Origin of the sequence: Gulosibacter sediminis (genome assembly GCF_023370115.1) — a bacterium.
Classification (GTDB): Bacteria; Actinomycetota; Actinomycetes; order Actinomycetales; family Microbacteriaceae; genus Gulosibacter; species Gulosibacter sediminis_A.
In genome coordinates this window covers 2,297,112-2,319,148 of record NZ_CP097160.1, presented here as the reverse complement: position 1 = coordinate 2,319,148, position 22,037 = coordinate 2,297,112, and the positions used below count along the sequence as shown (strand labels likewise).

General features: G+C 68.1%; 17 protein-coding genes and 1 tRNA gene. 10 read left to right on the top strand and 8 right to left on the bottom strand.

The window, feature by feature from the left end; translation table 11 throughout:
- The first annotated feature begins 37 nt into the window (after positions 1–37).
- Positions 38–1,255 carry a hypothetical protein gene (locus M3M28_RS10620; protein ID WP_249386437.1) on the top strand — a complete coding sequence of 406 codons (1,218 nt, stop codon included), beginning with the start codon at positions 38–40 and terminating at the stop codon, positions 1,253–1,255.
- A 26-nt stretch (positions 1,256–1,281) separates the two neighbouring features.
- Here the strand turns inward: M3M28_RS10620 and M3M28_RS10615 are convergent, their stop codons facing one another.
- Together M3M28_RS10615 and M3M28_RS10610 are read right to left on the bottom strand one after the other, a co-directional pair.
- Positions 1,282–1,935 carry a hypothetical protein gene (locus tag M3M28_RS10615; RefSeq protein ID WP_249386436.1) on the bottom strand — a complete coding sequence of 218 codons (654 nt, stop codon included), beginning with the start codon at positions 1,933–1,935 and terminating at the stop codon, positions 1,282–1,284.
- A complete protein-coding gene (locus M3M28_RS10610) occupies positions 1,887–2,891 on the bottom strand; it encodes a substrate-binding domain-containing protein (RefSeq protein ID WP_249386435.1) in 1,005 nt (334 codons plus the stop codon). Before M3M28_RS10610 ends, M3M28_RS10615 begins: the two co-directional genes overlap by 49 nt.
- A 122-nt stretch (positions 2,892–3,013) precedes the next feature.
- Between M3M28_RS10610 and M3M28_RS10605 the strand changes: the two genes are divergently transcribed.
- From M3M28_RS10605 to M3M28_RS10580, 6 genes are all read left to right on the top strand, one after another.
- On the top strand, positions 3,014–4,630 hold the full coding sequence (locus M3M28_RS10605; RefSeq protein ID WP_249386434.1) for an amidohydrolase: 1,617 nt from the start codon (positions 3,014–3,016) through the stop codon (positions 4,628–4,630).
- A complete protein-coding gene (locus M3M28_RS10600; RefSeq protein WP_249386433.1) occupies positions 4,627–5,997 on the top strand; it encodes an APC family permease in 1,371 nt (456 codons plus the stop codon). The genes M3M28_RS10605 and M3M28_RS10600 overlap by 4 nt, the downstream gene beginning before the upstream one ends.
- Positions 5,998–6,217: 220 nt before the next feature.
- A complete protein-coding gene (gene topA, locus M3M28_RS10595; protein WP_249386432.1) occupies positions 6,218–9,013 on the top strand; it encodes a type I DNA topoisomerase in 2,796 nt (931 codons plus the stop codon).
- Positions 9,014–9,027: 14 nt separating this feature from the next.
- The gene (gene tmk, locus M3M28_RS10590) at positions 9,028–9,654 is read left to right on the top strand and encodes a dTMP kinase (RefSeq protein WP_249386431.1); all 627 of its coding nucleotides are present in this window, start codon (positions 9,028–9,030) and stop codon (positions 9,652–9,654) included.
- On the top strand, positions 9,651–10,811 hold the full coding sequence (locus M3M28_RS10585) for a DNA polymerase III subunit delta' (RefSeq protein WP_249386430.1): 1,161 nt from the start codon (positions 9,651–9,653) through the stop codon (positions 10,809–10,811). Before tmk ends, M3M28_RS10585 begins: the two co-directional genes overlap by 4 nt.
- A gap of 37 nt (positions 10,812–10,848) precedes the next feature.
- Complete coding sequence (locus M3M28_RS10580) at positions 10,849–12,495, top strand: alpha/beta hydrolase (protein WP_249386429.1); 1,647 nt, start codon at positions 10,849–10,851, stop codon at positions 12,493–12,495.
- 4 nt (positions 12,496–12,499) lie between these two features.
- On the opposite strand, the gene M3M28_RS10575 is transcribed toward M3M28_RS10580, so the two are convergent.
- From M3M28_RS10575 to M3M28_RS10560, 4 genes are read right to left on the bottom strand one after another with little or no spacing between them, the layout of a single operon-like run.
- On the bottom strand, positions 12,500–13,129 hold the full coding sequence (locus M3M28_RS10575; protein ID WP_249386428.1) for a GntR family transcriptional regulator: 630 nt from the start codon (positions 13,127–13,129) through the stop codon (positions 12,500–12,502).
- A 46-nt stretch (positions 13,130–13,175) separates the two neighbouring features.
- Positions 13,176–13,895 (bottom strand): SDR family NAD(P)-dependent oxidoreductase, encoded by a 720-nt coding sequence (locus tag M3M28_RS10570; RefSeq protein ID WP_249386427.1) that lies wholly within the window; start codon positions 13,893–13,895, stop codon positions 13,176–13,178.
- Between the two features lie 8 nt (positions 13,896–13,903).
- Positions 13,904–14,815 carry an NAD(P)-dependent oxidoreductase gene (locus tag M3M28_RS10565; protein WP_249386426.1) on the bottom strand — a complete coding sequence of 304 codons (912 nt, stop codon included), beginning with the start codon at positions 14,813–14,815 and terminating at the stop codon, positions 13,904–13,906.
- On the bottom strand, positions 14,812–16,506 hold the full coding sequence (locus tag M3M28_RS10560; protein ID WP_249386425.1) for a dihydroxy-acid dehydratase: 1,695 nt from the start codon (positions 16,504–16,506) through the stop codon (positions 14,812–14,814). Before M3M28_RS10560 ends, M3M28_RS10565 begins: the two co-directional genes overlap by 4 nt.
- Before the next feature lie 85 nt (positions 16,507–16,591).
- Between M3M28_RS10560 and M3M28_RS10555 the strand changes: the two genes are divergently transcribed.
- Together M3M28_RS10555 and M3M28_RS10550 are read left to right on the top strand one after the other, a co-directional pair.
- Positions 16,592–17,962 (top strand): MFS transporter, encoded by a 1,371-nt coding sequence (locus M3M28_RS10555; protein ID WP_249386424.1) that lies wholly within the window; start codon positions 16,592–16,594, stop codon positions 17,960–17,962.
- Positions 17,963–18,029: 67 nt separating this feature from the next.
- Positions 18,030–18,102: transfer RNA gene (locus M3M28_RS10550), tRNA-Thr, on the top strand.
- Between the two features lie 387 nt (positions 18,103–18,489).
- Here the strand turns inward: M3M28_RS10550 and M3M28_RS10545 are convergent.
- Entirely contained in the window at positions 18,490–19,185 is a 696-nt protein-coding gene (locus tag M3M28_RS10545) for a response regulator (RefSeq protein WP_249386423.1), read from the bottom strand.
- Positions 19,182–20,459 carry an ATP-binding protein gene (locus M3M28_RS10540; RefSeq protein WP_249386422.1) on the bottom strand — a complete coding sequence of 426 codons (1,278 nt, stop codon included), beginning with the start codon at positions 20,457–20,459 and terminating at the stop codon, positions 19,182–19,184. Before M3M28_RS10540 ends, M3M28_RS10545 begins: the two co-directional genes overlap by 4 nt.
- A gap of 145 nt (positions 20,460–20,604) precedes the next feature.
- On the opposite strand from M3M28_RS10540, the gene M3M28_RS10535 reads away from it, so the two are divergent.
- Positions 20,605–22,014, top strand: a complete 1,410-nt coding sequence (locus tag M3M28_RS10535) for a cation:dicarboxylate symporter family transporter (RefSeq protein ID WP_249386421.1) — start codon at positions 20,605–20,607, stop codon at positions 22,012–22,014.
- Positions 22,015–22,037 lie beyond the last annotated feature (23 nt).

The following is a 22,037-nucleotide window of genomic DNA, read 5'->3' as shown; positions in this document are numbered from 1 at the left end:
GGCTCCGGGCTGCCTTCCGAGAAAGACGCACACCACCATGACTGATGGCGTAGCTGGCTCCAACGACCGCGTTCCGTTCTCCGACAACCGCATGCCGCAGCTCCCGCCGCTGCAGCAGCCCCCGCAGCCGGTTCCCAACCCCAACCCCGAGTTCGGCCGGCCCACGCCTGCCACGATGCACAACCGGGGCGCGGGCACGCCGGCTCAGGGGCCGACCCGTGCGCGGCTGAAGAAGCGGAAGACGCCGTCGCGCAAGGCGCGGGTCGGCATCGCGATCGGCGCACTGGTGGTTGTGCTCGCCGCCGCGCTGATCGTGCCTCCGCTGGTGAACCAGCCGAACCTGGCCGACTATCGCGAGCAGGTCAGCAAGCTCGAGGGCGTCATTTCCGACTCCGAGTCGCTGCTCAGTGAAGTGCCCGAGGGCTACGAAGCGAGCCTAGTCGCAGACATCGAGAGCGATGTCCAGGCAGCCAGCGCGCTGCTCGACGCCGACGAACCCCACCCGTACTCGTTCACGATCCGGGCACAGGCCGACGAAATCTACGAGGTGCGCCAGGACATTCTTGCGCTGACGGCCGACCTGGGTTCCGCGCTGCTGGCCAGGGACGACTACGACGACTACGTGAGTCACGCCAACGACGTCATCGCCGATGCGCAGAGCCTCCTCGAAACGACCTCCGGTCAGGTCGACAACGACGCCACGCGCACGGAACTCGCGGACGCGATCGACTCCCTCGAATGGGAGCTGGGGCTCGAGTCGGACCACGCCGAGGCTGATGGCTACTCGGAGGCGCTGGCTGACCTCGAGGGCGCCGTCGACGACGTCGAGAGTGCATCGGACAACGTCGAAACCAGCAACGAGGCCTGGGTTGTGGCCGAAGAAGAGAAGGCGAAGACCGACCCCGCGAACTACGGCACGATCTCCGACCGCGACTGGCAGCTGCTCGAGCGCGATGCCAACAGCCACACGGGCGAGAAGTACGTGCTGTACGGCTATGTGACGCAGGCCGACAGTGCGATGGGGACCTACGGCATCCGTGTGAATACCTCAGGCGAACAGCTTGGCAGGTGGTACGACTACGAGATCAACACGATCGTGCTGGCAGCCAGCGACGACCTCTTGTCCACCGTAATCGCCGGCGACACCGTCAAGCTCCTGGTCGAGGTGCAGGGGTCGACGTCCTACGACACCACCATCGGAGGCACCGCGACCGCCATCACCGTGCTGGCCTACTCCGTCGAGGTCATCGGGTAGGCGACGCGAGTTCAGGAGCCGCGGGCTCAGTCCTCTTCAAGTGAGTAGCGCCGGGCCAGGTCGACGTTCGCCTCTGCGGGGCGCGCGTCGACCTTGGTGAGCGCGAACTCGAAGGCGGGCTCGGGTCCGTCGGCCGCGTCGAGCCACCCGGCGAGTCCGTCGACGCGGTACCAGCCGTTCTCGAGCTCGACCCGCGGCCCGCCGTAGCCGGCGTACCGCTCGAGCAGTGCATCCACGGTGCTCTCCGTGAACTCTCCGAGGACGTGCCACGTGAACAGCTCGAGCGAACCGTGCTCGACGTGCAGCGCGTAGCCGTCGCCGCGGTGCTCGAGCTGGGCACCCGGCTCGAGCAGCCGGGGTGCGTCCGGCGCCGTGACGAACGCCACGGTGTAGGGCAGGTTCTCGACACCGGGGATGAGCAGCAGCACGCCCGACTCGACCGCGCGGTCGGCGGCCTCGGTGGTCGTGAACTCGGTCGCGAGATCCGCGGGGAGCTCCTCGCGCGTCGCGAAATCGCGCAGCGCCCGAATGTCGGCGAGGAGGAAATAGTCGATGAGGTCGTTGAGAACTTCGGTGAACTCGTGACGTATGGCGGTCGGACTCCTCGTTCGGCGTGGGTACTTCGCGGCGGTTAGTCGACCCGTTGCCAGTGCTCTGCCCAGGCGATGCGGGTCGGCCACACCTCGTGCGTGGCCGACGATAGCTGGCCCGCGGAAATGAGTGCCGCGAGCGCCTCGCCCGACCGGCGACCAAACTCGTGCGGCTGGGTATCGAGCGCCGAGATCTGCGGCGCATTCACCTCGCTGAGCGGGTCGCCAGCGCACGAGGCGATCCAGGGCACGGCGGAATCGGCGTAGCCGAGGCGCAGGGCGGCCGAGCACACCGCGGCGAGCCGCTGGCCGGCGAAGATCATCGAGTCGGGCGCATCCGGCTGCTCAAGCTCGCCACGCACGAGGGCGACGATGTCGGCATCCGGCCCGTTGACGGGGAACATCCGCACCGCTGCCGGCACTCCGAGCCGCTCGCACCAGCCCTCGAACGCGGCCGTCACGCGGTCGCGCCACGACGACGCGAGCGAGAGATCGGGCGCGATGAGCATCGGCCGGCGCGCCCCCGACGCGAACGCCGAGCGCAGCAGCTGGCCCATGACCTCGTCGTAGTCGATGTCGATCGACAGGTTCGGGTGCGGTCCGGACACGGGCGCGCCATCGGCCGCGACCACCGGTACCCCAAAGGCGATGAGCTCGCGGAGGCGCTCCGAGTCCTCCTCGGCGTCGATGAATACGGCGCCGTCGGCCGCGAGCAGGCCGCCCGAGCGGGGCCGATCCGCGGTCGTGAGCAGCACATCCAGCCCCGCGGCGGCGGCCGCGTCGACGACGCCAAACGCGAAGTCGATGTAGAACGAGAGGTGCCGGGCGTTGCGCGGCAGGTGCAGCTCGATCGCCTGCGTCGCCCCGACCTTTAAATTTCGCGCCGCCGAGTTCTTGCGGTAGCCCCGGGCCGCGGCGTGGTCGATCACGCGCTGCCGCGTTGCCGGCGCCACCCTGCCGGTGCCGCTCAGCGCGCTCGACACGGTGCCGACGCTCACGCCGAGCTCGCGGGCAAGCTGGGGAATCGTGACTCGGTCGGCGGCCATGTCGTCGATCCTACGGGGATGCTTGCGCGTCGCGGCCGCACCATGACAAGATGTCGAAACGTTTCAGCACAGCAGCCGAAACGTCGACACCAACCACGTCGCACCCAATGGAGGGCGCCTACATGACGACTGCCACCACCCTGTTCCGTGCACGCACCGTGCGGTCGCCCGAGCGCGTGCTCGGCGACACCGTCGCAGTCGCCGACGGCCAGATCGCCGCGGTCGGGGAGTGGGAGGAGCTCCGCAGGGCGCATACCGACGCCGAGGTGCTCGAGTACCCTGGCGCCACGATCACGGCGGGCCTCATCGACGGCCACAGCCACCCCATTTGGGGCCTCGCAATGGCCCGCGGCGTCGACCTCACCGGCCTCGAGACGCGGCCAGAGATCATCGCGGCACTCACGAGCGGCGCGGCAGACCTCCCCGAGGGCGAGTGGCTCTTCGGCTGGGGCCTCGCCCCGAACGCGCTCGAGGGCCCGGTCGACAACACGACCATCCACGAGGCGGTCGGCCCCGACCTGCCCGTCTACCTCATGCTCTTCGACGCCCACTCGGCGCTGCTCTCCGACGCGGCGCTGCGCGAGGTCGGCGTCACCGAGCCCCACCGCACCGTCGACGGCGGCGGCTTCACGGCGCGCGCCGACGGCCGGCTCTCGGGCCACGCGCTCGAGTTCGCGGCGATGGGAGAAATCGCCGACCTCGTGCCGCAGGAGCCGCTCACGACGCGGGCCGACAAGCTCGACGCGCTGCTGCACGGCATGGCCGCGACCGGCCTCACCTCGCTCGTCGTGGCGGATGCGCAGGGCGGCGACGCGGTCACCGACGTGCTCGAGGAACTCGAGCGCCGCGGTGAACTGCCGTTGCGCCTGCGCATCGCGCCGTGGTGCACACCCGACCTCAGCGAGCTGCAGGTGCGCGAGCTCGTCGCTGGCCTCGGCCGGCATGGTCGCCGCTGGCGCTACGAGGGCGTGAAGCTGTTCATCGACGGCACGATCGACAACGGCACCGCGTGGCTGCACGAACCCGACACCGAGGGCGAGGGTCGCGCCGGCTTCTGGCATGACCCGCAGACCTACGCCGCGCGCATCCAGCTGCTGCACTCGCTCGGCGTGCCGACCCTGACCCACGCGATCGGCGATCGAGGCGTGCGCTTCGTCGCTGAGACGCTCGCGGCGCTGCCGAAGACCGGCGTGCAGCACCGCATCGAGCACCTCGAGCTCGCCGACGACGAGACCGTCGCGATTCTCGCCGAGCACAACATCGCGGTGTGCGTGCAGCCGACGCACTGCACGCTCTTCGTGCATCCCGACCAGGGCGACTCGTGGTCGCAGCGCCTCGGCGAGCCCCGCAACCAGCAAGGCTTCCGCACGGGCGACTTCGCGGCGGCTGGCATCGTGCAGGCGCTCGCGAGCGACTGGCCGGTCGCGCCGTACGACCCGCGCATCACCTTCGCGGATGCGCAGCTCCGGCACCCGCACGACCAAGACAGCCCGGCGGTCGGCGCGCAGCAGGCCCTGACACCAGAGCAGATCCTCGCGGGCTACACGACCGCCGGTCGCGCATCCATCGGCGAGACCGGCAGCGGTCTGCGGCCGGGCGAACCCGCCGACCTCACTATCTGGGCCGCCGACCCCATCACCGCGTCACCACACGATGTCGCCGACATTCGCATCCTTGCCACCACACTCGACGGCGTCGTGGTGGCGCAGTACGCATCTTCGAAAGGTACGACGGCATGACCACGAACCAGCCGCAGCTCAAGCGAGCGATGGGCACCCCGACCCTGCTCATGTTCGGCATCGCCTACATGGTGCCGCTCACGATCTTCAGCACCTACGGTGTCGTCAGCGACATCACCGGCGGCCGCCTGCCGCTCGCCTACATCGTGACGACCATCGCGATGCTCTTCACAGCGCTGAGCTACGCGAGCATTGTGCGCCGTCTGCCGACCGCTGGCAGCGCCTACGGCTACGCGCGCCAGGCGTTCGGCCGCGGCGTCGGCTTCGTCACCGGTTGGGGCCTCATGGTCGACTACATGCTGCTGCCGATGCTCAACTACATGCTCGTCGGGCTCTACGTAAACAGCCAGTTCCCGGATGTACCGGTGTGGCTCGTCATCGTGCTCGCGATCGCGCTCGTCACGGTGCTCAATATCATCGGCATCGAGGTCGTGCGCAACATCAACGTGCTGCTCGTCGCGTTCCAGGTGCTGTTCCTCGTCTTCTTCGTGGTGCTCGCCCTCGGCAAGTTCTCGCCCGACGCGAGCGCGACCGCACCCTTCGCGTTTGCGCCCGACTTCGCGACCGTGGTCGCGGGCTCGGCGATCCTCGCGCTCTCGTTCCTCGGATTCGACGCGGTCTCGACCCTCGCCGAAGAGGCGAAGGATGCGCGCCGCACGGTTCCGCGCGCGGTGCTGCTCACCGTCGTGGTCGGTGGCGTGATGTTCGTGTTCGTCTCATGGATCGGCGCCATGGTCTGGCCCGACCCTGCGACGTTCGAAAACCTCGACACGGCACCGAACGAGCTGTTCGGCCTCGTCGGCGGCTCGGCGCTGCAGGCATTCTTCCTCGCCGCCTACATCGTCGGCTGTGTCGCGAGCGCCCTAAGTTCACAGGCCTCGACCTCGCGCGTGCTCTATTCGATGGGTCGCGACCGGATGCTGCCACAGCCGCTGTTCGGCAAAATCAACGCGCGTTTTCAGACGCCGAGCAACGCGATTCTCGTGGTCGCGGCGGTCTCACTGCTTGCCCTCGTGCTGCCCCTCGACACCGTGATCTCGGTCGTGAGCTTCGGTGCCCTCGCCGCCTTCTCGATGGTGAACCTCGCGGTCATCAAGTTCTTCCTCATCGACGCGAAGGAACGCGGCGCGAAGGCGATCGTGCTCTATGGCGTGCTGCCGGCCGTCGGTTTCGGGCTCACGATGTGGCTCTGGTTCTCGCTCAGCGCAGAGGCACTCACGGTCGGTCTCGTCTGGGTCGCGATCGGCATCATCTATCTCGCGGTGATCTCGAAGGGATTCCGCAAGATCCCCGATTCGAGCATCGACACGAAGGCGATCATGCACCTCGACGAGCGCGAGCGCGCCGAGCTCGAACGCGACGCGTAGGGTCGAATTCGGGCACACTCGGAGACGGGTGCATATATAAAGGGATGACTTCGCTCTGTGGAGAACCCCGGCGCCGCACGCTGATGTTGCGCTACTCTGCGCAACGTGGCAGTTTTTGTCGGAATGCGCTGCACTCCCCGTCACGGGCATCCCCCAACCCGTGTGCGTCGGGCGCAGCCGCACATCGCCGCACCCCCAACCCCGCAACAGAAAGCACATCGTGTCGCACAAGCTCGTCATCGTCGAGTCACCCACCAAGGTCAAGAGCATCTCGAAGTACCTGGGCGACGACTACACGGTGATGGCATCGGTCGGTCACATTCGCGACCTGATCGAGCCAAAGAACCTCCCCGCCGAGCAGAAGAAGGGCTCGCTGGGTAAATTCTCGGTCGATGTCGAGAACGGCTTCGAACCGTTCTACGTCGTCAGCGACGCGAAGAAGAAGACCGTCACCGAGCTCAAGCGGGCGCTCAAGGATTCCGACGAACTCATCCTCGCAACCGATGAAGACCGCGAGGGCGAGGCCATCGCGTGGCACCTGCTTGAGGTGCTCAAGCCCAAGGTGCCGGTCAAGCGCATGGTCTTCCACGAAATCACGCAGGAGGCGATCGAGGCCGCCCGCGACAAGACCCGCGACATCGACGACCACCTCGTCGACGCGCAGGAGACCCGCCGCATCCTCGACCGCCTCTACGGCTACGAGATCTCGCCCGTGCTCTGGCGCAAGGTCGGCCCGGGCCTGAGCGCCGGCCGTGTGCAGTCGGCCGCGACCCGCCTCATCGTCGACCGCGAGCGTGAGCGCCTCGCATTCATCGCCGCGAGCTACTGGGGCGTCGAGGCCGACCTCGCCGCATCCGGCCAGGCCTTCGGCGTGCGCCTCACGCGCGTCGACGGCAGCCGCGTCGCCACCGGCCGCGACTTCGACGACCACGGCCAGCTCACTGGCGACGCGACGATCCTCACCGAGCCGACCGCGACGGCCCTCGCTGACGCGCTCGCGGCGGGCAACATCGACGTCACCGTCTCGAACATCGAGTCGAAGCCGTACACCCGCCGCCCCGCCGCGCCGTTCACGACGTCGACGCTGCAGCAGGAGGCCTCGCGCAAGCTCGGCTTCTCGGCCCGCCAGACGATGTCGGTCGCCCAGTCGCTCTACGAAAATGGGCACATTACCTATATGCGTACCGACTCGCCGAACCTGTCGGCGCAGGCGCTCAACGCGGCCCGCAGCCAGGCTCGCGAACTCTACGGCGCCGAGACGGTGCCCGAGAAGCCGCGCTTCTACGGCTCGAAGTCAAAGAACGCGCAGGAGGCGCACGAGGCGATTCGCCCCGCGGGCAGCGAGTTCTCGCGCCCGCGTGAGCTGAGCGGCGTCAACGACAACGAGCGCAAGCTCTACGACCTCATCTGGAAGCGCACCGTCGCGAGCCAGATGGCCGACGCGAAGGGCCAGACCCAGACCATTACGTTCGCGGGCGCCGCCCACGAGCTGCCGGATGCGGCGGGCACGTTGACGAAGATCTCCACCGAATATCAGGTGTCGGGCACCGTCATCACTTTCCGTGGCTTCCTCGCCGCGTACGAGGAGGGCCGCGACGAGACCCGCAACTCGCAGGACGCGAGCGACGGCAACGCGAAGCTGCCCGAGCTCACGACCGGCGCGCAGGTCGACGTCGCGGGCGCCGAGGCGAAGCCGCACGAGACGACTCCGCCGCCGCGCTACACCGAAGCGAGCCTCGTCAAGGTGCTCGACGACCTCGGCATCGGCCGCCCGTCGACGTACGCGTCGATCATTGCGACGATCCAAGACCGCGGTTACGTGAACCGTCGTGGCAACGCGCTTGTGCCGAGCTGGACCGCCTTCAGCGTCGTGCGCCTGCTCGAAGACCACTTCACCGACTTGGTTGAGTATGACTTCACGGCGCAGATGGAGTCCGACCTCGACGCCATCGCCTCGGGCGAGCAGGACCGCGTCGAGTGGCTCGACGGCTTCTACTTCGGCAACGACGACCACCCGGGCCTGCGCCGGGTCGTCGACAACCTCGGTGACATCGACGCACGAGCGATCAACTCGACGCGCCTCACCGACACGGCGACGCTGCGCATCGGCCGTTACGGCCCGTACATCGAGGTCGCGCAGGGCGAGGGCGAAGACCCGCGCCGCATCAATGTGCCCGAAGAACTCGCGCCCGACGAGCTCACCGCCGACAAGGTGCAGGAGCTCATCGACGCGCCCGTTGCCGGCGACCGCGTGCTCGGCCAAGACCCCGAGTCGGGCCACGACATCGTGGTGAAAGACGGGCGCTTCGGCCCCTACGTCTCCGAGATCATTCCCGAACCCGAGCAGCCCGAGGGCGCGAAGCGCAAGAAGGCCGCGCCGAAGCCGCGCACCGCATCCCTCTTCAAGTCGATGTCGCCCGACACGCTCACGTTTGAGCAGGCCCTGCAGCTACTGAGCCTGCCGCGCGTCGTCGGCACCGACGAGGAGTCGGGCAACGACATCACCGCGCAGAACGGCCGCTACGGCGCCTACCTCAAGAAGGGCACCGACACGCGTTCGCTGCCCGACGAGGAATCGATCTTCTCGATCGACCTCGCGGGCGCGCAGGAGCTCTTCGCGCAGCCGAAGTACGCGAACCGCCAGTCGAAGACCGTCATTCTCGACTTCGCCGAGCCCGACCCCGTGTCGGGCAAGGTCGTCAAGGTGAAGGACGGCCGATTCGGTCCGTACGTCACCGACGGCGAGACGAACGTCACGGTGCCGCGCGGGCAGGACGCCGCGACGATCACCTTCGCGCGCGCCGTCGAGATGATTGCCGAAAAGCGGGCGAAGGGCCCGGCTAAGAAGCGCACCACGGTGGCCAAGAAGCCGGCGGCGAAGAAGACGACCACCGCGCGCAAGACCACCACCGCGAAGAAGCCCGCGGCGAAGAAGACGACCGCCGCCAAGACCACCGCGGCCAAGAAGCCGGCGACGACGCGCGCGACGAAGACCACCACCGAGTCGGCCGAATAGTGGCGTCGCGGGGCATGTTCATCACCTTCGAGGGCGGGGATGGTGCGGGCAAGTCGTCGCACGCCACTCGCGTCGTCGAATGGTTGCGCGGCCTCGGGCACGAGGTCGTGCAGACGCGTGAGCCCGGCGGCACCGAGCTCGGGCAGCAGCTGCGCAACATCGTGCTTCACGGCCCCGACGACCTCTCGGACCGCGCCGAGGCACTCATCTTCGCGGCCGACCGGGCCCACCACATCCAGTCGCTCGTGCGCCCGGCGCTCGAGCGCGGCGCGATCGTGGTGCAGGACCGCTACCTCGACTCGTCGATCGTCTACCAGGGCCGCGGACGCGGCCTCGGCTCGCAGCAGATTCGCGACCTCTCGGTCTGGGCCGCCGACGGGCTCATGCCCGACCTCACGGTGCTCCTCGACCTCAAGCCCGAGATCGCGATGCAGCGGATGCGCACCGGTCGCGGCCGCCTCGATCGCCTCGAATCGCTCGGCCTCGATTTCCACCTCAGCGTGCGCGAGCAGTTCCTCCAACTCGCGCAGGAGGAGCCCGAGCGCATCCGCGTCGTCGACGCCGACCGCCCCGAACGGCTCGTGAGCGAGGAAATCCGCGCGCTCGTCGCGGCGAAGCTCGAGGAGCTGCAGCAAGCGTGAGTGTCTGGGATGAGGTCGTCGGCCAGCCGCGCGCGGTCGGGACTTTCCAGCGCGCCGTGCTCGGCGCCCGCCGCGGCGCCGAGGACCCGCAGGCGTTCACGAACTCGTGGCTCGTCACCGGGCCCGCGGGCTCGGGGCGCTCGACCATCGCCTACGCCTTCGCGGCCGCGCTGCTCTGCCCCGATAACGGCTGCGGTGTCTGCCCGAGTTGCCAGCAGGTCGCCGCGCGCAGCCACGCCGATCTCACGGCAGTCGCGACCGAGAAGGTGTCAATCGACATTGGTACGGCGCGCGAGCTCGTCACGCGCGCCTCGAACTCGCCGGTCAACTCCGACTACCGCGTCATCGTGGTGGAGGACGCCGACCGCATGATCGAGCGCACCTCGAACACGCTGCTCAAGGCGATCGAGGAGCCCGTCGACTCGACCGTTTGGGTGCTCTGCGCGCCGAGCGAGGCCGATCTGTTGCCGACCATCCGCTCGCGCGTGCGGGTCGTCGCGCTCTCGACGCCGCCGATCGACGACGTCGCCGAGCTGCTCGAGCGCCGCCACGGCATCGACCACGAGATCGCCATGCGCGCGGCCCGGGAGGCGCAGTCGCACGTCGGCATGGCCTCGCGACTCGTCACCTCGCCTGAGGCCTGGCAGCGACGCGACTCGTCGCTCGACGGCGTGCTCAGCCTCGCCTCGACCGGCGACGCGGTGCGCAAGGCGCAGCAGTGGGCCGACCTCGCGAAGTCCGACGGCGAAGCGCACTTTGCCGATCGGGCCGAGCGTGAGAAGCAGGAAACCTACCGCAGCCTTGGGCTCGATCCGGGGCAGGCGGTGCCGCGCAAGCTGCAGAGCATTTTTCGCGATCTCGAGCGCGACCAGAAGCAGCGGGCGAAGCGCGCGACGATCGACGGCGTCGACCGCATCCTTACCGACATACAGTCGCTGCTGCGCGATCTCCTCATGCTGAAGTTGCAAGTTGGCGTGCCGCTCGTGAATGAATCTCGGCGTGGCGAACTCGAAGCCGTCGCAAATCGTGCGCCCGCGTCGCACACGATCGCTAGCATTGAGGCAATTGCGCTGGTGCGCGAACGATTGGCGGCAAATGTGCCGCCGCAGCTCGCGCTCGAGGAATTGCTGATCGGTTACGCCATCGGCTCGAGCTAGCGCGACCCCGCCCGAAGCCCGCGCTGAGAGGACACCGATGCGAGAAGCAGCGAAGCGACGACGAGCAAGACTGATTGGCGCCGGGGCGATCACGCTCACCGCATCCCTCGTGCTCAGCGGCTGCACCCTGATTCAGGAGCTGCAGACGCCCGACGAGCAGCAGACGAACGAGGAAGAGACCGACGGCGACAGCGACGGCGCCGTTGGCATCCCCGAGTCGGTCGCGCCGGGCGGCGAAGACTTTTACGAGCAGGGCATCGAGTGGGGCGAGTGCCCCGAGGAGTATGCGGCGGCCGACGACACCGCCGAGTGCGCCTACGTTGACGCGCCCCTGAACTGGGCCGATCCCGGCTCCGATGAGCCCATCGAGCTCGCACTCGTGAAACTGCCCGCCACCGGCGGCAACTCGCAGGGCGCGCTGTTCACGAACCCGGGTGGCCCGGGTGCGGGCGGCGTCGACTTCGTCGCGCAGAGCGGCGACTACATGTTCTCGAGCGAGCTGCGCGAGAACTTCGACATCGTCGGCTGGGACCCCCGCGGCGTCGGCTACTCGAGCTCGGTCTACTGCGTCGACGACGCGGGCATGGACGACTACCTCTACGGTGTGCCCGACGGCTACGCCGACATGACCGAGGATGAGCTGCTCGCGTATCAGCAGGCGAAGGCCGCCGCGTTCGGCGACTCCTGCTACGAGAACACCGGCCCGCTGCTCGAGTACGTCGACACGAAGTCGACGGTGCAGGACCTCGACATGCTCCGCTACGTCGTGGGCGAGGGCAGCGCGCTGAACTACTTCGGCTTCTCGTACGGCACCGACATCGGTGCTCAGTACATCGACATGTTCCCCGAGCAGGTCGGTCGCGTCGTGCTTGACGGCGCCACCGACCCGACCGTGCCGATGTTCGACGTGATCCTCGACCAGCAGGAGAAGTTCAGCGACTCGATCCGCGCGTACCTCGAGGATTGCCTCACCGCGGCCGAGTGCCCCTTTGACCAGGCGGGCGGCGTCGACGGCGCGATCGACGAGATCAGCGACATCATGAATGACGTCGACGAGGCGACCCCGCGCGCCTCCGACGGCCGCGTGTTCACCTCGAGCATCATCTACCAGGCGATCGTCGCGGGCATGTACGACGAGACGAGCTGGCAGTACGTCACGCAGGCGTTCGTGCAGTGGGAGCACAATAAGGACTCGAGCATCTTCTTCGCGCTCACCGACTCGTACAACGGCCGCGACCCGAGCGGCACGTACTACTCAAACCAGGAAGAGGCGTTCACCGCGATCAACTGCCTCGATTACCCGCTCGTGACCGACAAGGCGACGATCAAGGAGTTCAACCAGAAGCTGCAGGACGTCACGCTGTTCCAGGATCCGATGTCGGAGGCGCAGCTCGAGGTCGGCGACGTCACCTGCGAGAACTGGCCCGTGCAATCGCGCGTGACCGAACAGCAGCCCGTCGTCGGTGCCGGCGCGGCCCCCGTGCTCGTCGTCGCGACGACGAATGACCCCGCGACCCCGCTCAAGTGGGCCGAGGCCGTCGCCGAGCAGCTCGAGTCGGCGTCGCTCCTCGTATACGAGGGCGAGGGCCACATTGCCTACGACGAGGGCAGCGAGTGCGTTATCGGCACGGTCGATGACTACCTGATCACGGGCAACCTACCCGAGGGCGACATCAACTGTTAGCCCGCTAGAACGCTCGCAGCATCGCGCTCTGTGACTCCTCGAGATGTTGGAGTTGCAGGGCGCGAGCTGCTTCGCCGTCGTTGCGAGCGATCGCGGCGAGGATGGACTCGTGCGCCTCGCGTTCGGTCGTCGACGAGATGTGGGCGCCGAGGCCCGGCAACACGAAGTGCAGCCGATTGATCTCGTCGACGAGTGGCCGCAGCGTTGAGGCGGCGCGGTGGTTGCCGCTCAGCATCGCCACCTTGACGTGGAACTCGGCCGCGAACTCAACCTGCTGGGCAAGGCCGATGCCGGACTGATGCTGGTTCGCGATGATCTCCTCGATCTCGGCGATCGCCTCCCTCGCTGGGGCGATCGCGGCGCGCGCCGCGAGCTCCGGCTCGAGGATGATGCGCATGTCCATGACCTCGCGAATGTCGGTGAGGTTGAGCGGCCGCACGAGGTAGCCCTTGCGGGGAAGCACCTGGAGCCAGCCCTCGGTTGTGAGCAGGCGGAAGGTCTCGCGCACCGGTGTGCGTGAGACACCGAACTCTTCGGTGAACTGGTTTTCCGCGATCACTTCGCCCGGGGCTATCTGCGCCGTTCGGATTCGGTCTCGAATCGCGACGAGCAGCGATTCTGTTCTCGACTGCATGGCTTCTCCGCGGTATCTCCGTCGACGTCCGGCAGTGAGCCGACGGTCAAACTAGGCTAACGCCCCCGTCAACGGCCAGAATCTGGCCTGTTACGTAGCCTAGATCGGCGAGCGCGAGGATCGCCTGAGCCGCGTCCTCGACCTCACCAAGCCGACCGGCAGGCGCGGTGGCGAGGATGCGCTCGCGGGCGGCGGTCCAGGAGTTCGTGAGTGGAGTGTCGACGTAGCCCGGGGCTATGGCGTTGACTCGAACGCTCGGCCCGAGGGCGACGGCGAGGAGCTTCGTCAGGTGGATGACGCCAGCCTTGGAGACGGCGTACGGGATCGAGCTGCCGTCAACCGAGAGCCCCGCGATCGAGGCGACGTTGATGACCTGTCCCTTCGCCTCGGCCAGGGCTCCGGCGCAGGCCCGCACGAGGTTCCATGGGCCCTTGAGGTTCGTGCGCATGACCGTATCCCAGAAGTCGTCCTCGACGGCCTGCAGGTCGGGGTGGGGGATCGGCTTTGCGATGCCCGCGTTGTTCACGACGAGGTCGAGTCGGCCGAACTCTGCGAGCGCGCGATCGCGCAGCAGCGCGGCTACCGATGAGTCGCCAACGTCTCCATCGACGTAGGCAGCGCGCTCGCCGAGCTGCGCCACGAGCTCGTCGCCCTGCTGCTGCGTGCGGTAGCCGTTGAACACGATGCCGTACCCCCGCTCGTATAGACGAAGCGCGGTGGCCTTGCCGATGCCGCTGGTCGAGCCGGTGACGATGGCGCTCTTCATGGTGGGTCCTACTCTGTTACGTTCGGGTCGGTTACGGGAGCGGTGTCGGGCAGCGACGAGGTCACGAGGGCGGCGAAGGATGCGTCGGGGTGCGCACCGCTCGCCGCAAACCAGCTCGCCTCGATGCTCGGGAGGAGTGCGCTGCGCACGCCGGAGCTTGCGACGAGCTCGTGCACGTGGCGAAGATCCTTCTCGAACTTCGTGAGCCCCGCGCCGTCGGGCGCAAACTCGCCGGTCATCGAGTCGACCAGCTGTAGCTCGAGGCGGCGCGAGCCGGCCCAGCCGCCCGACAGGGCCTGGAGCGCGACGTCCGGTGCCACGCCGGCTTGCCGCAGCAGCGCGGCGGCATCCGCGGCGGCGACCGAGTGCGCCGCGACAAGGAACTGATTGACGAGCTTGAGGGTTTCACCGGCGCCGACCGGGCCGGCGCGGACGACGCTCGCGCACGTGGGCTGCAGCAGTGCCTCGATCTCGTCGAAGTCGCTGGAGACGCAGCCGACCATTGCCGAGAGTGTGCCCTGCTCGGCGCCGGCTGGCCCACCCGAGACCGGGGCATCCGCGAACCGGATGCCAAGCTTCGCGAGCTCGGCCGCTGTCTCGACGACGAACTCGGGCGCGAGCGTGGCGTGCTCGACGATGAGGGCGCCTGGATCGAGGAGCGACGCGAGGCCGTCAGACCCGAAGTAAACCTCCCGCACCGCATGCTCGTCGAGCAGGCACGACACGACGACGTCGCGGCCGCGCAGCTCGGCGCGCTCGGTCGTCGCCGCGAGCCCCTCGGCCTTGAGCACCTGCAGTTTCGCCTCGCTCCTTAGCCAGACCAGGGGTCCATGGCCAGCGTCGGTGAGGCGTCGAGCCAGAGGGAGCCCCATAACTCCGGCGCCGACCATGCCGATTTGCGGTGTCGCGCGGGTAGTCATTTGGGCGTCCCGTTCGATTCGAGGAACGTGAAGTCGCACCCCTCGTGCGGCTGCGTGACGTACTGCTGGAACAGCCACCGGTACCCGCGCTCCGCGGGGGCAGGCGGCGTGGCGGCCGGGCGGCGTTCGAACTCCTCGGCGGGAACGCGGTGCTCTATCGTGCCCGCGATCGCGTCGACGAAAAGGGTGTCGCCCGTGTTGAGCTGGGCGAGGGGGCCTCCGACGGCTGCTTCGGGGCTGACATGGAGCACGACGGAGCCGGTCGAGGTGCCGCTCATGCGCGCATCCGAAATGCGAAGCAGATCGGTGACGCCGCGGCGCTGCAGCTGCTCTGGGATCGGGATGTGCCCGACCTCCGGCATGCCGGGGGCGCCCCGCACACCGAGGCCGCGGAGCACGAGGATGCTGTTCTCGTCGGCCTCGAGGGCCGGGTCGTCGATGCGTGCGTGGAGGTCATCGAGCCCATCGAACACGATCGCCTTGCCGAGAAACTGCGTCGGCATGCCCGGGTTGAGTTTCATGACGCAGCCCTCCGGCGCGAGGTTGCCGCGCAACATCCGGAGGCCTGCGTTTGCCTCGGGGGCGCTCGCGTCGTCGCGAATCGCGGGCCCGGACTTCTGTGGCTGCTCGGCGAGGACCTCACCCCATGACGTGCCGTTCGAGGTCAGCGTCGTGGGGTGGATGCGTGTGCCGAGCCGCCGCATCACCTCGACCACGCCGCCCGCGCGGTCGAGCTCGTCGAGGAGGTGGTCGCCGGTCGGGCGCACGTTCGCGAGCAGCTCAGTCGTATTGCTCCACTCGCGGAACCGGCCGAAGCCGATGCGGAGCCCGGCCCGGCCGGCGATGGCCTCGAGATGAATCAGCGCGTTGGTTGAGCCGCCGAGCGCGGCGACGACGCGGAATGCGTTCTCGAGCGACTCGAGCGTGATGCGCGCGGCGGGCAGCCGCTGTGCCCGCACGTGCTCGACGATCTGTTCGCCGGTGAGGCGGGCGATGTCCATGCGGGCCTTGCTCGCGGCCGAAGGCAGCGAGGAGCCCGGGGGAGCGAAGCCGAGCACCTCGGCGATGACCGCCATCGTCGTGGCGGTGCCCATCACGTTGCAGGTGCCGACACCGATGTTGGCGCTCGCCTCGAGCTCGGCCCACGACGCGTCGTCGACGTCGCCAATGCGGCGGGACTCGCAGACCGGCCAGATGTCGTCGACAGTGAACTTGTCGTTGTCCTGGTATCTCGACACGGGCCGGTGCCCCGCCGCGAGGATCAGCGCGGGGATGTTCGCGCTCACGGCGCCCATCATCTGGGCCGGGATGGTCTTGTCGCAGCCGCCGAGCAGCACGACGCCGTCGAGGGGCGCCGCATTGATCATCTCCTCGACGTCCATCGACAACAGGTTGCGCAGCACCATGCTGGTCGGGCGTGAGAAGGGTTCGGAGATCGAAATCGTCGGGAACTCGAGGGGCAGACCACCGGCCGCCGTGATGCCGGCCTTCACATGCCGGGCCAGTCCCGAAAGTCCCTGGTTGCAGGGGTTGAGCTCGCTCGCGGTCGACGCGATTCCGATCACGGGTGAGCGGCGCACCTCCTCGGCGCTGTGTCCGGCGCCTCGCAGAAACGCGCGATGCAGCAGGCCGTCCTGGCCCTCCTGTTGAAAGAGCTCGCCTCCGCGGCGGTCGATTCCCTCTTGCGACATCAATCTCTCCTCGTTGAGCACCTGATATCCATGTGATATACAAGCTATATCACAGCTCGAACCGCAACTGACAACGGAGTCACGGATGTCGAACGCCACCCTCACGCACGCCACAAACCCGACTGATTTACGCAGCGAACGGCGCAAAGTCGTCGCTGCCTCGATGATCGGTACCACGATCGAGTGGTACGACTTCTTCATTTACGCCAGCTCGGCCGCGCTGGTCTTCAATACGCTTTTCTTTGAGCCCGCCGGCGCCGAACTCGGCCTGCTCATCTCGTTCGCCACGATCGGCCTGAGCTTCCTGTTCCGCCCGCTCGGTGCGATGATTTGCGGCCACCTCGGTGACCTCTTCGGTCGCAAGCGAATCCTCGTCGCCACACTCGTGATAATGGGTGTCGCGACGTTCCTCGTCGGGCTCTTGCCGACTTACCACGACATCGGCATCATGGCGCCAATCCTGCTCGCGTCGCTGCGCATACTTCAGGGCCTCTCGGCGGGCGGTGAGTGGGGCGGCGCCGCACTCATGGCGGTCGAGTACGCACCGACGAACAAGCGGGGCGCCTTCGGCGTCGCGCCGCAGGTCGCAACCCCCATTGCCATGCTGCTTGCGAGCGGTGTCATCGCGCTCATGACCATCATCGCGCCGGGCGACGCCTACCTCGAGTGGGGCTGGCGTGTGCCCTTCATGCTGAGCGCGCTGCTTGTTGTTGTCGGCCTTGTCGTGCGTCACTCCGTCGAAGAGAGCCCGGTGTTCCGTGAAATGGAGAAGAAGAGTCAGAAGGCCCGCGTACCGCTCGTCACGCTGTTCCGTCGACACACGCCGCTCGTGCTCATCGCAGCGCTTACCTTCGCCGGCAACAACGGCGCGGGCTACATGATCGCCGGCGGGTTCATTCAGAACCAGGCTGTCGCGCCGACGAACGGCAATATGAACCTCACCGCGGTGCTCATCTCTATGGCGATTTCGTCGGTGTCGTGGGGCGTATTTACCGTCATCGGAGGATTCCTATCCGACCGCATCGGTCGCCGTGCTATGTATCTCATCGGCTGGACGGTGCTGCTCGTCGCGATCTTCCCGATGCTCTGGTCGATCAGCAGCCAGAACGTCGTGACGCTGACCGTCGGTGTCTCGTTCTTCGCGGCGGGCCTCGGACTTAGCTACGGACCGCAGTCGGCCTACTTTGCCGAGTTGTTCCCTGCATCCGTGCGCTACTCGGGCGCCTCGATCTCGTACGCCCTCGGCGCGATTCTTGGCGGTGCCTTCGCCCCGCTCATCGCAACCGCGCTCGTACAGGCGACCGGCAGCACGACCTCGGTGGGTATCTATCTGATCGGTCTCGTGCTCGTTGCGACGATTGCCACGCTGCTGCTGCGCGAGCGCCGTGGCATCCCGCTCGACGCCGCGCACGAGGAGGAGCAGGCGAAGCCTCCGTTCATCTGGGCCAAGCGCTGATTGGCCCCGAGTGGCGCGGGACACGAAACGTACGATAAGATTTCGTGTCGCCTGTCACAGGCGGCAAGCCGCCTTAGCTCAGTCGGTAGAGCGATTCACTCGTAATGAATAGGTCACCAGTTCGATTCTGGTAGGCGGCTCCGACAGCAAACGCCCCGGTCATCCGCGCAATAGCGCGAAGGTGACCGGGGCGTTTTGGTGTCGGCGGATGCGCGGGCGTAGTCGCGCCGCGCGAGCATCGCCTCGAGGGCCGCGTGCGGCAACCCGGCACGCGCGCTGGGGCTGTCGCTGCCGGAGGCCACCGCCGTCGGCTCGCCGCTGCCCCGCCACTTCGCCAGCGTCACACGAACCAGGAGTGTCTCGGTTGGGGCGGCACCGAAGGCGCGAAGTGGCGCTGCCAGCGACAAGTGGCGCCGTCAGCATCGCGCCACTTGTCGCTGAGCGCGCCACAGCCGTTCGCGTCGCGTCGCGTCCCTGACGGCGCACAACCAATCACGTCATGCCGGTCGCAACTTCACAGAGAACAGCTACGGCACGTCGCGCCAGCGGTATTCCGAGCGCGGCCGCCCGCCCGTGCCGTAGTGCGCCACGCGTTCGACCCTGCCGAGCTCGGCCAGGTGCTCAAGGTAGCGCCGCGCCGTCACGCGCGATATCCCCGCCACCTCGGCCGCCTCGGCCGCCGTCACCTGCGCCCGCGCGCGCACGACCCCGAGCACCGCCTCGAGCGACTGGGGTGACAGCCCCTTCGGCAGCGCCGTCGGCGCCGGCCGCAGCGCGCCGAGCATCGCGTCGATTTCCGACTGCGTTGCGGCGCCGGATGCATCGAGTACCCGCGCACGATAGTCGCGATACTGCTCGAGTCGCTCGCGAACATCGGCGAAGGTGAACGGTTTTACGAGGTACTGCACGGCGCCGAGCATGATCACCTGCCGCACCACCTCGGGGTCGCGCACGCTCGTGAGCGCGATCACATCGACCGGGGTTGCCTTCGCTCGCGCGTAGCGGAGCACGTCGATGCCGGTGCCGTCGGGCATCGTCATGTCGAGCAGCACGAGGTCGATCGCATCGCTGGCTCCGCCGCGGATGCTCGGGGCCAGTCGATCGAGCGCGGCCCGTGCCCCGGCGGCCTCGGCGACGACGCGAAAGCCGTCGATCCGCCCGATGTACTCGCGATGCGCCTCGAGCGCGAGGGGCTCGTCGTCGACCAGCAGCACATTAATCACCGTTGATTCTCCTCCTGCACGGCGCGGCCCGGCAGCGTCACCGTGAACAGCGTCGGTGCCTTGCTCACTTCGATCGTGCCACCGACCGCATCGACGATTGATCGTACGAGGGCGAGGCCGACGCCGCGACCCGACGCGTCACTCGGCTTCGACGACACGCCCTCCTCGAACATCCGCGCCTCGATGCCGGGCGCGAAGCCGGGCCCGCTGTCGGCGATCGCGAAGACGGCCGCGCCGTCCTCGCCGGGCATGATCGACACCTCGACCCAGCGTGGGGTCCCGCCCTCGCCCGCCGCGTCGAGGGCGTTGTCGATGAGGTTGCCGCACACCGAGACGGCGTCGACGGCGCTCAGCGTCGAACGGGGCGCCTCGGGGTCGATCTCAATCGACCATTCGATGCCGCGCTCGGCCGCGGCCGATGCCTTGCCGAGCAGCAGCGCCTGCACGGCGGGCTCGAGCCGGCTGCCGTCGGCCGCAATGTCGAGCAGCAGTTGCTGCCGGCCCGCGGTTTCGGTGAGGATGCTGATCGCCTCGTCGGTGCGCCCGAGCTCGAGCAGGCCGACGGCCGCGTGCAGGCGGTTGCCGTGCTCGTGCGCCTGGGCGCGCATCGCGGAGCTCAGCGTGCGCAGCGACTCGCGCGACGACACCGCGTCGCGGATGGTCGAGGTGGGAAGATCTCCGGCGAGCTGACGAATGCCCCGGCGCGCCAGCACCGCGCCACCGAGCCCGAGGAGCAGCACGAACAGCGACACGACTGCGACGGCCCCGAGCCGCTGCGGCAGTCCCGCGTCGATGCTCCGGATCGTGATGCCCGACGAGACCCAGCCGATTACGCGGTCGTCGTCGAGCACTGGCACGATCGTGCGAATCGAGGCGCCGAGCGAGCCGACAAACTCCTCCGAGAGCGGCTCGGGCGCATCCGGAATCGTGCCGAGGTAGTGCGCGCCGACCTGCGCGTCGGTCGGATGCGTGACGCGCGTGCCGTCGGGGCGCATGATCGTCACGAAGTCGAGGCCGGCGTCGTGCTCGACCTCGTTCACGACGGGCTGGAGGGTCTCGGTTGCGGCGGCGTCGTCGCCCGCGAGCGCCTCGCGCACGAGCGGCGAGTCGGCGAGTGCGATTGACACGGCGTGTGTCGTTACCGTGGCGTCGCCGCGGGCATCGGCCCGTGCGTCGATAACGAGGTAGGTCGACGTGACCGCCATGAACAGGGCCGAGGCGAGCGCGACGAGCACGAACACGAGCGTCGCGGCGCTCCAGCGAAATCGTGCCATCGGGCTCACCCCCTCGTGTGCGATCGACGTGCGCGCGAAGACCAATACGACCACAAGCGGGGCCCGCGCGCGTGCACACACCAGGGTAAAGGGCAGTACGGGTGCCCGCCCGCACGTGACAACGAAGTTCACAACGGAGGCAATGATGGCTCTTTCGAATCAGACACCCACGGGTGCGACCCGGGATGCGGCAAAACCGCGCGGGATCGCCGGCTGGGACAAGCACACCTGGCTCTACGTTTCGGTAATTCTCGCGGTCGTGCTCGGCGCGATCGTCGGGCTCGCGGCACCCGACTTCGCGATCGGCCTCGAACCGCTCGGCACCGCGTTCGTCGGGCTGATCAAGATGATGATCGCGCCGATCATCTTCTGCACGATCGTCGTCGGCGTGGGCTCGATCGCGAAGGCCGCGACGGTCGGCAAGATTGGCGGCCTCGCGCTCATCTACTTCCTGGTGATGTCGACGTTCGCGCTCGCGATCGGCCTCGTCGTGGGCAACATCATCCACCCGGGCGACGGCCTGAACATGGCGGGCTCGACCTACGAGGCGACTGCCGAGGCGCAGGGCACGACCGACTTCCTGCTCGGCATCATCCCGACGACCTTCTTCGCCCCATTCACCGGCGAGAACGTGCTGCAGGTGCTCTTCATCGCGCTCATCACGGGCTTCGCGCTGCAGGGGCTCGGCAAGCGCGGCACGCCGATCCTCGGCGTCGTGAAGCAGCTGCAGACGCTCGTCTTCCGCATCCTCAGCATGATCCTCTGGCTCGCCCCGATCGGCGCGTTCGGCGCGATCGCCGCCGTCATCGGCAAGACCGGCATCAGCGCGATCTTCAGCCTCGGCCTGCTCATGGTCGCGTTCTACATCACCTGCTTCCTCTTCGTCGTAGTGGTGCTCGGCACGCTGCTGTACGCCTTCACTCGGGTGAACGTGTTCCGCCTCATCGGCTACCTCGGCCGCGAGTACCTGCTCATCGTCGGCACGAGCTCGTCGGAGTCGGCGCTGCCGCGTCTCATCGCGAAGATGGAGCACCTCGGCGTCGCGAAGCCCGTCGTCGGCATCACGGTGCCGACGGGCTACTCGTTCAACCTCGACGGCACCGCGATCTACCTCACGATGGCGTCGCTCTTCATCGCCTCTGGCATGGGCTCGCCCATGTCGATCGGTGAGCAGATCGGCCTGCTCGTGTTCATGATCATCGCCTCGAAGGGCGCCGCGGGCGTCACCGGCGCGGGCCTCGCGACGCTCGCCGCGGGCCTGCAGGCCTACCGCCCCGACCTCGTCGGCGGCGTCGGCGTCATCGTGGGCATCGATCGCTTCATGTCGGAGGGCCGGGCCATCACGAACTTCAGCGGCAACGCGATCGCGACCCTGCTCATCGGCACCTGGACGAAACAGGTCGACATGGAGCGCGTGCGCCTCGTGCTCTCGGGCCAGCTGCCGTTCGACGAGTCGACGCTCGGCGCCGACGACCACGGCGCCGACGAGCACGACGCGGCCGAGGATGCGGCGGCCAAGCCGGGCGCGCAGTTTGAGCAGGCCGGCGCTCGCTAGCCACTCCCGCTGTACCCCACGAC

Excerpts from the sequence above, each read along its gene's own strand:
- M3M28_RS10540 (WP_249386422.1), bottom strand. The coding sequence starts at position 20,459 with ATGGCACGATTTCGCTGGAGCGCCGCGACGCTCGTGTTCGTGCTCGTC.
- tmk (WP_249386431.1), top strand. The coding sequence starts at position 9,028 with ATGTTCATCACCTTCGAGGGCGGGGATGGTGCGGGCAAGTCGTCGCAC.
- M3M28_RS10555 (WP_249386424.1), top strand. The coding sequence starts at position 16,592 with ATGTCGAACGCCACCCTCACGCACGCCACAAACCCGACTGATTTACGC.
- M3M28_RS10565 (WP_249386426.1), bottom strand. The coding sequence starts at position 14,815 with ATGACTACCCGCGCGACACCGCAAATCGGCATGGTCGGCGCCGGAGTT.
- M3M28_RS10600 (WP_249386433.1), top strand. The coding sequence starts at position 4,627 with ATGACCACGAACCAGCCGCAGCTCAAGCGAGCGATGGGCACCCCGACC.
- M3M28_RS10580 (WP_249386429.1), top strand. The coding sequence starts at position 10,849 with ATGCGAGAAGCAGCGAAGCGACGACGAGCAAGACTGATTGGCGCCGGG.
- M3M28_RS10535 (WP_249386421.1), top strand. The coding sequence starts at position 20,605 with ATGGCTCTTTCGAATCAGACACCCACGGGTGCGACCCGGGATGCGGCA.
- M3M28_RS10570 (WP_249386427.1), bottom strand. The coding sequence starts at position 13,895 with ATGAAGAGCGCCATCGTCACCGGCTCGACCAGCGGCATCGGCAAGGCC.
- M3M28_RS10575 (WP_249386428.1), bottom strand. The coding sequence starts at position 13,129 with ATGCAGTCGAGAACAGAATCGCTGCTCGTCGCGATTCGAGACCGAATC.
- M3M28_RS10560 (WP_249386425.1), bottom strand. The coding sequence starts at position 16,506 with ATGTCGCAAGAGGGAATCGACCGCCGCGGAGGCGAGCTCTTTCAACAG.
- M3M28_RS10605 (WP_249386434.1), top strand. The coding sequence starts at position 3,014 with ATGACGACTGCCACCACCCTGTTCCGTGCACGCACCGTGCGGTCGCCC.
- M3M28_RS10610 (WP_249386435.1), bottom strand. The coding sequence starts at position 2,891 with ATGGCCGCCGACCGAGTCACGATTCCCCAGCTTGCCCGCGAGCTCGGC.
- M3M28_RS10620 (WP_249386437.1), top strand. The coding sequence starts at position 38 with ATGACTGATGGCGTAGCTGGCTCCAACGACCGCGTTCCGTTCTCCGAC.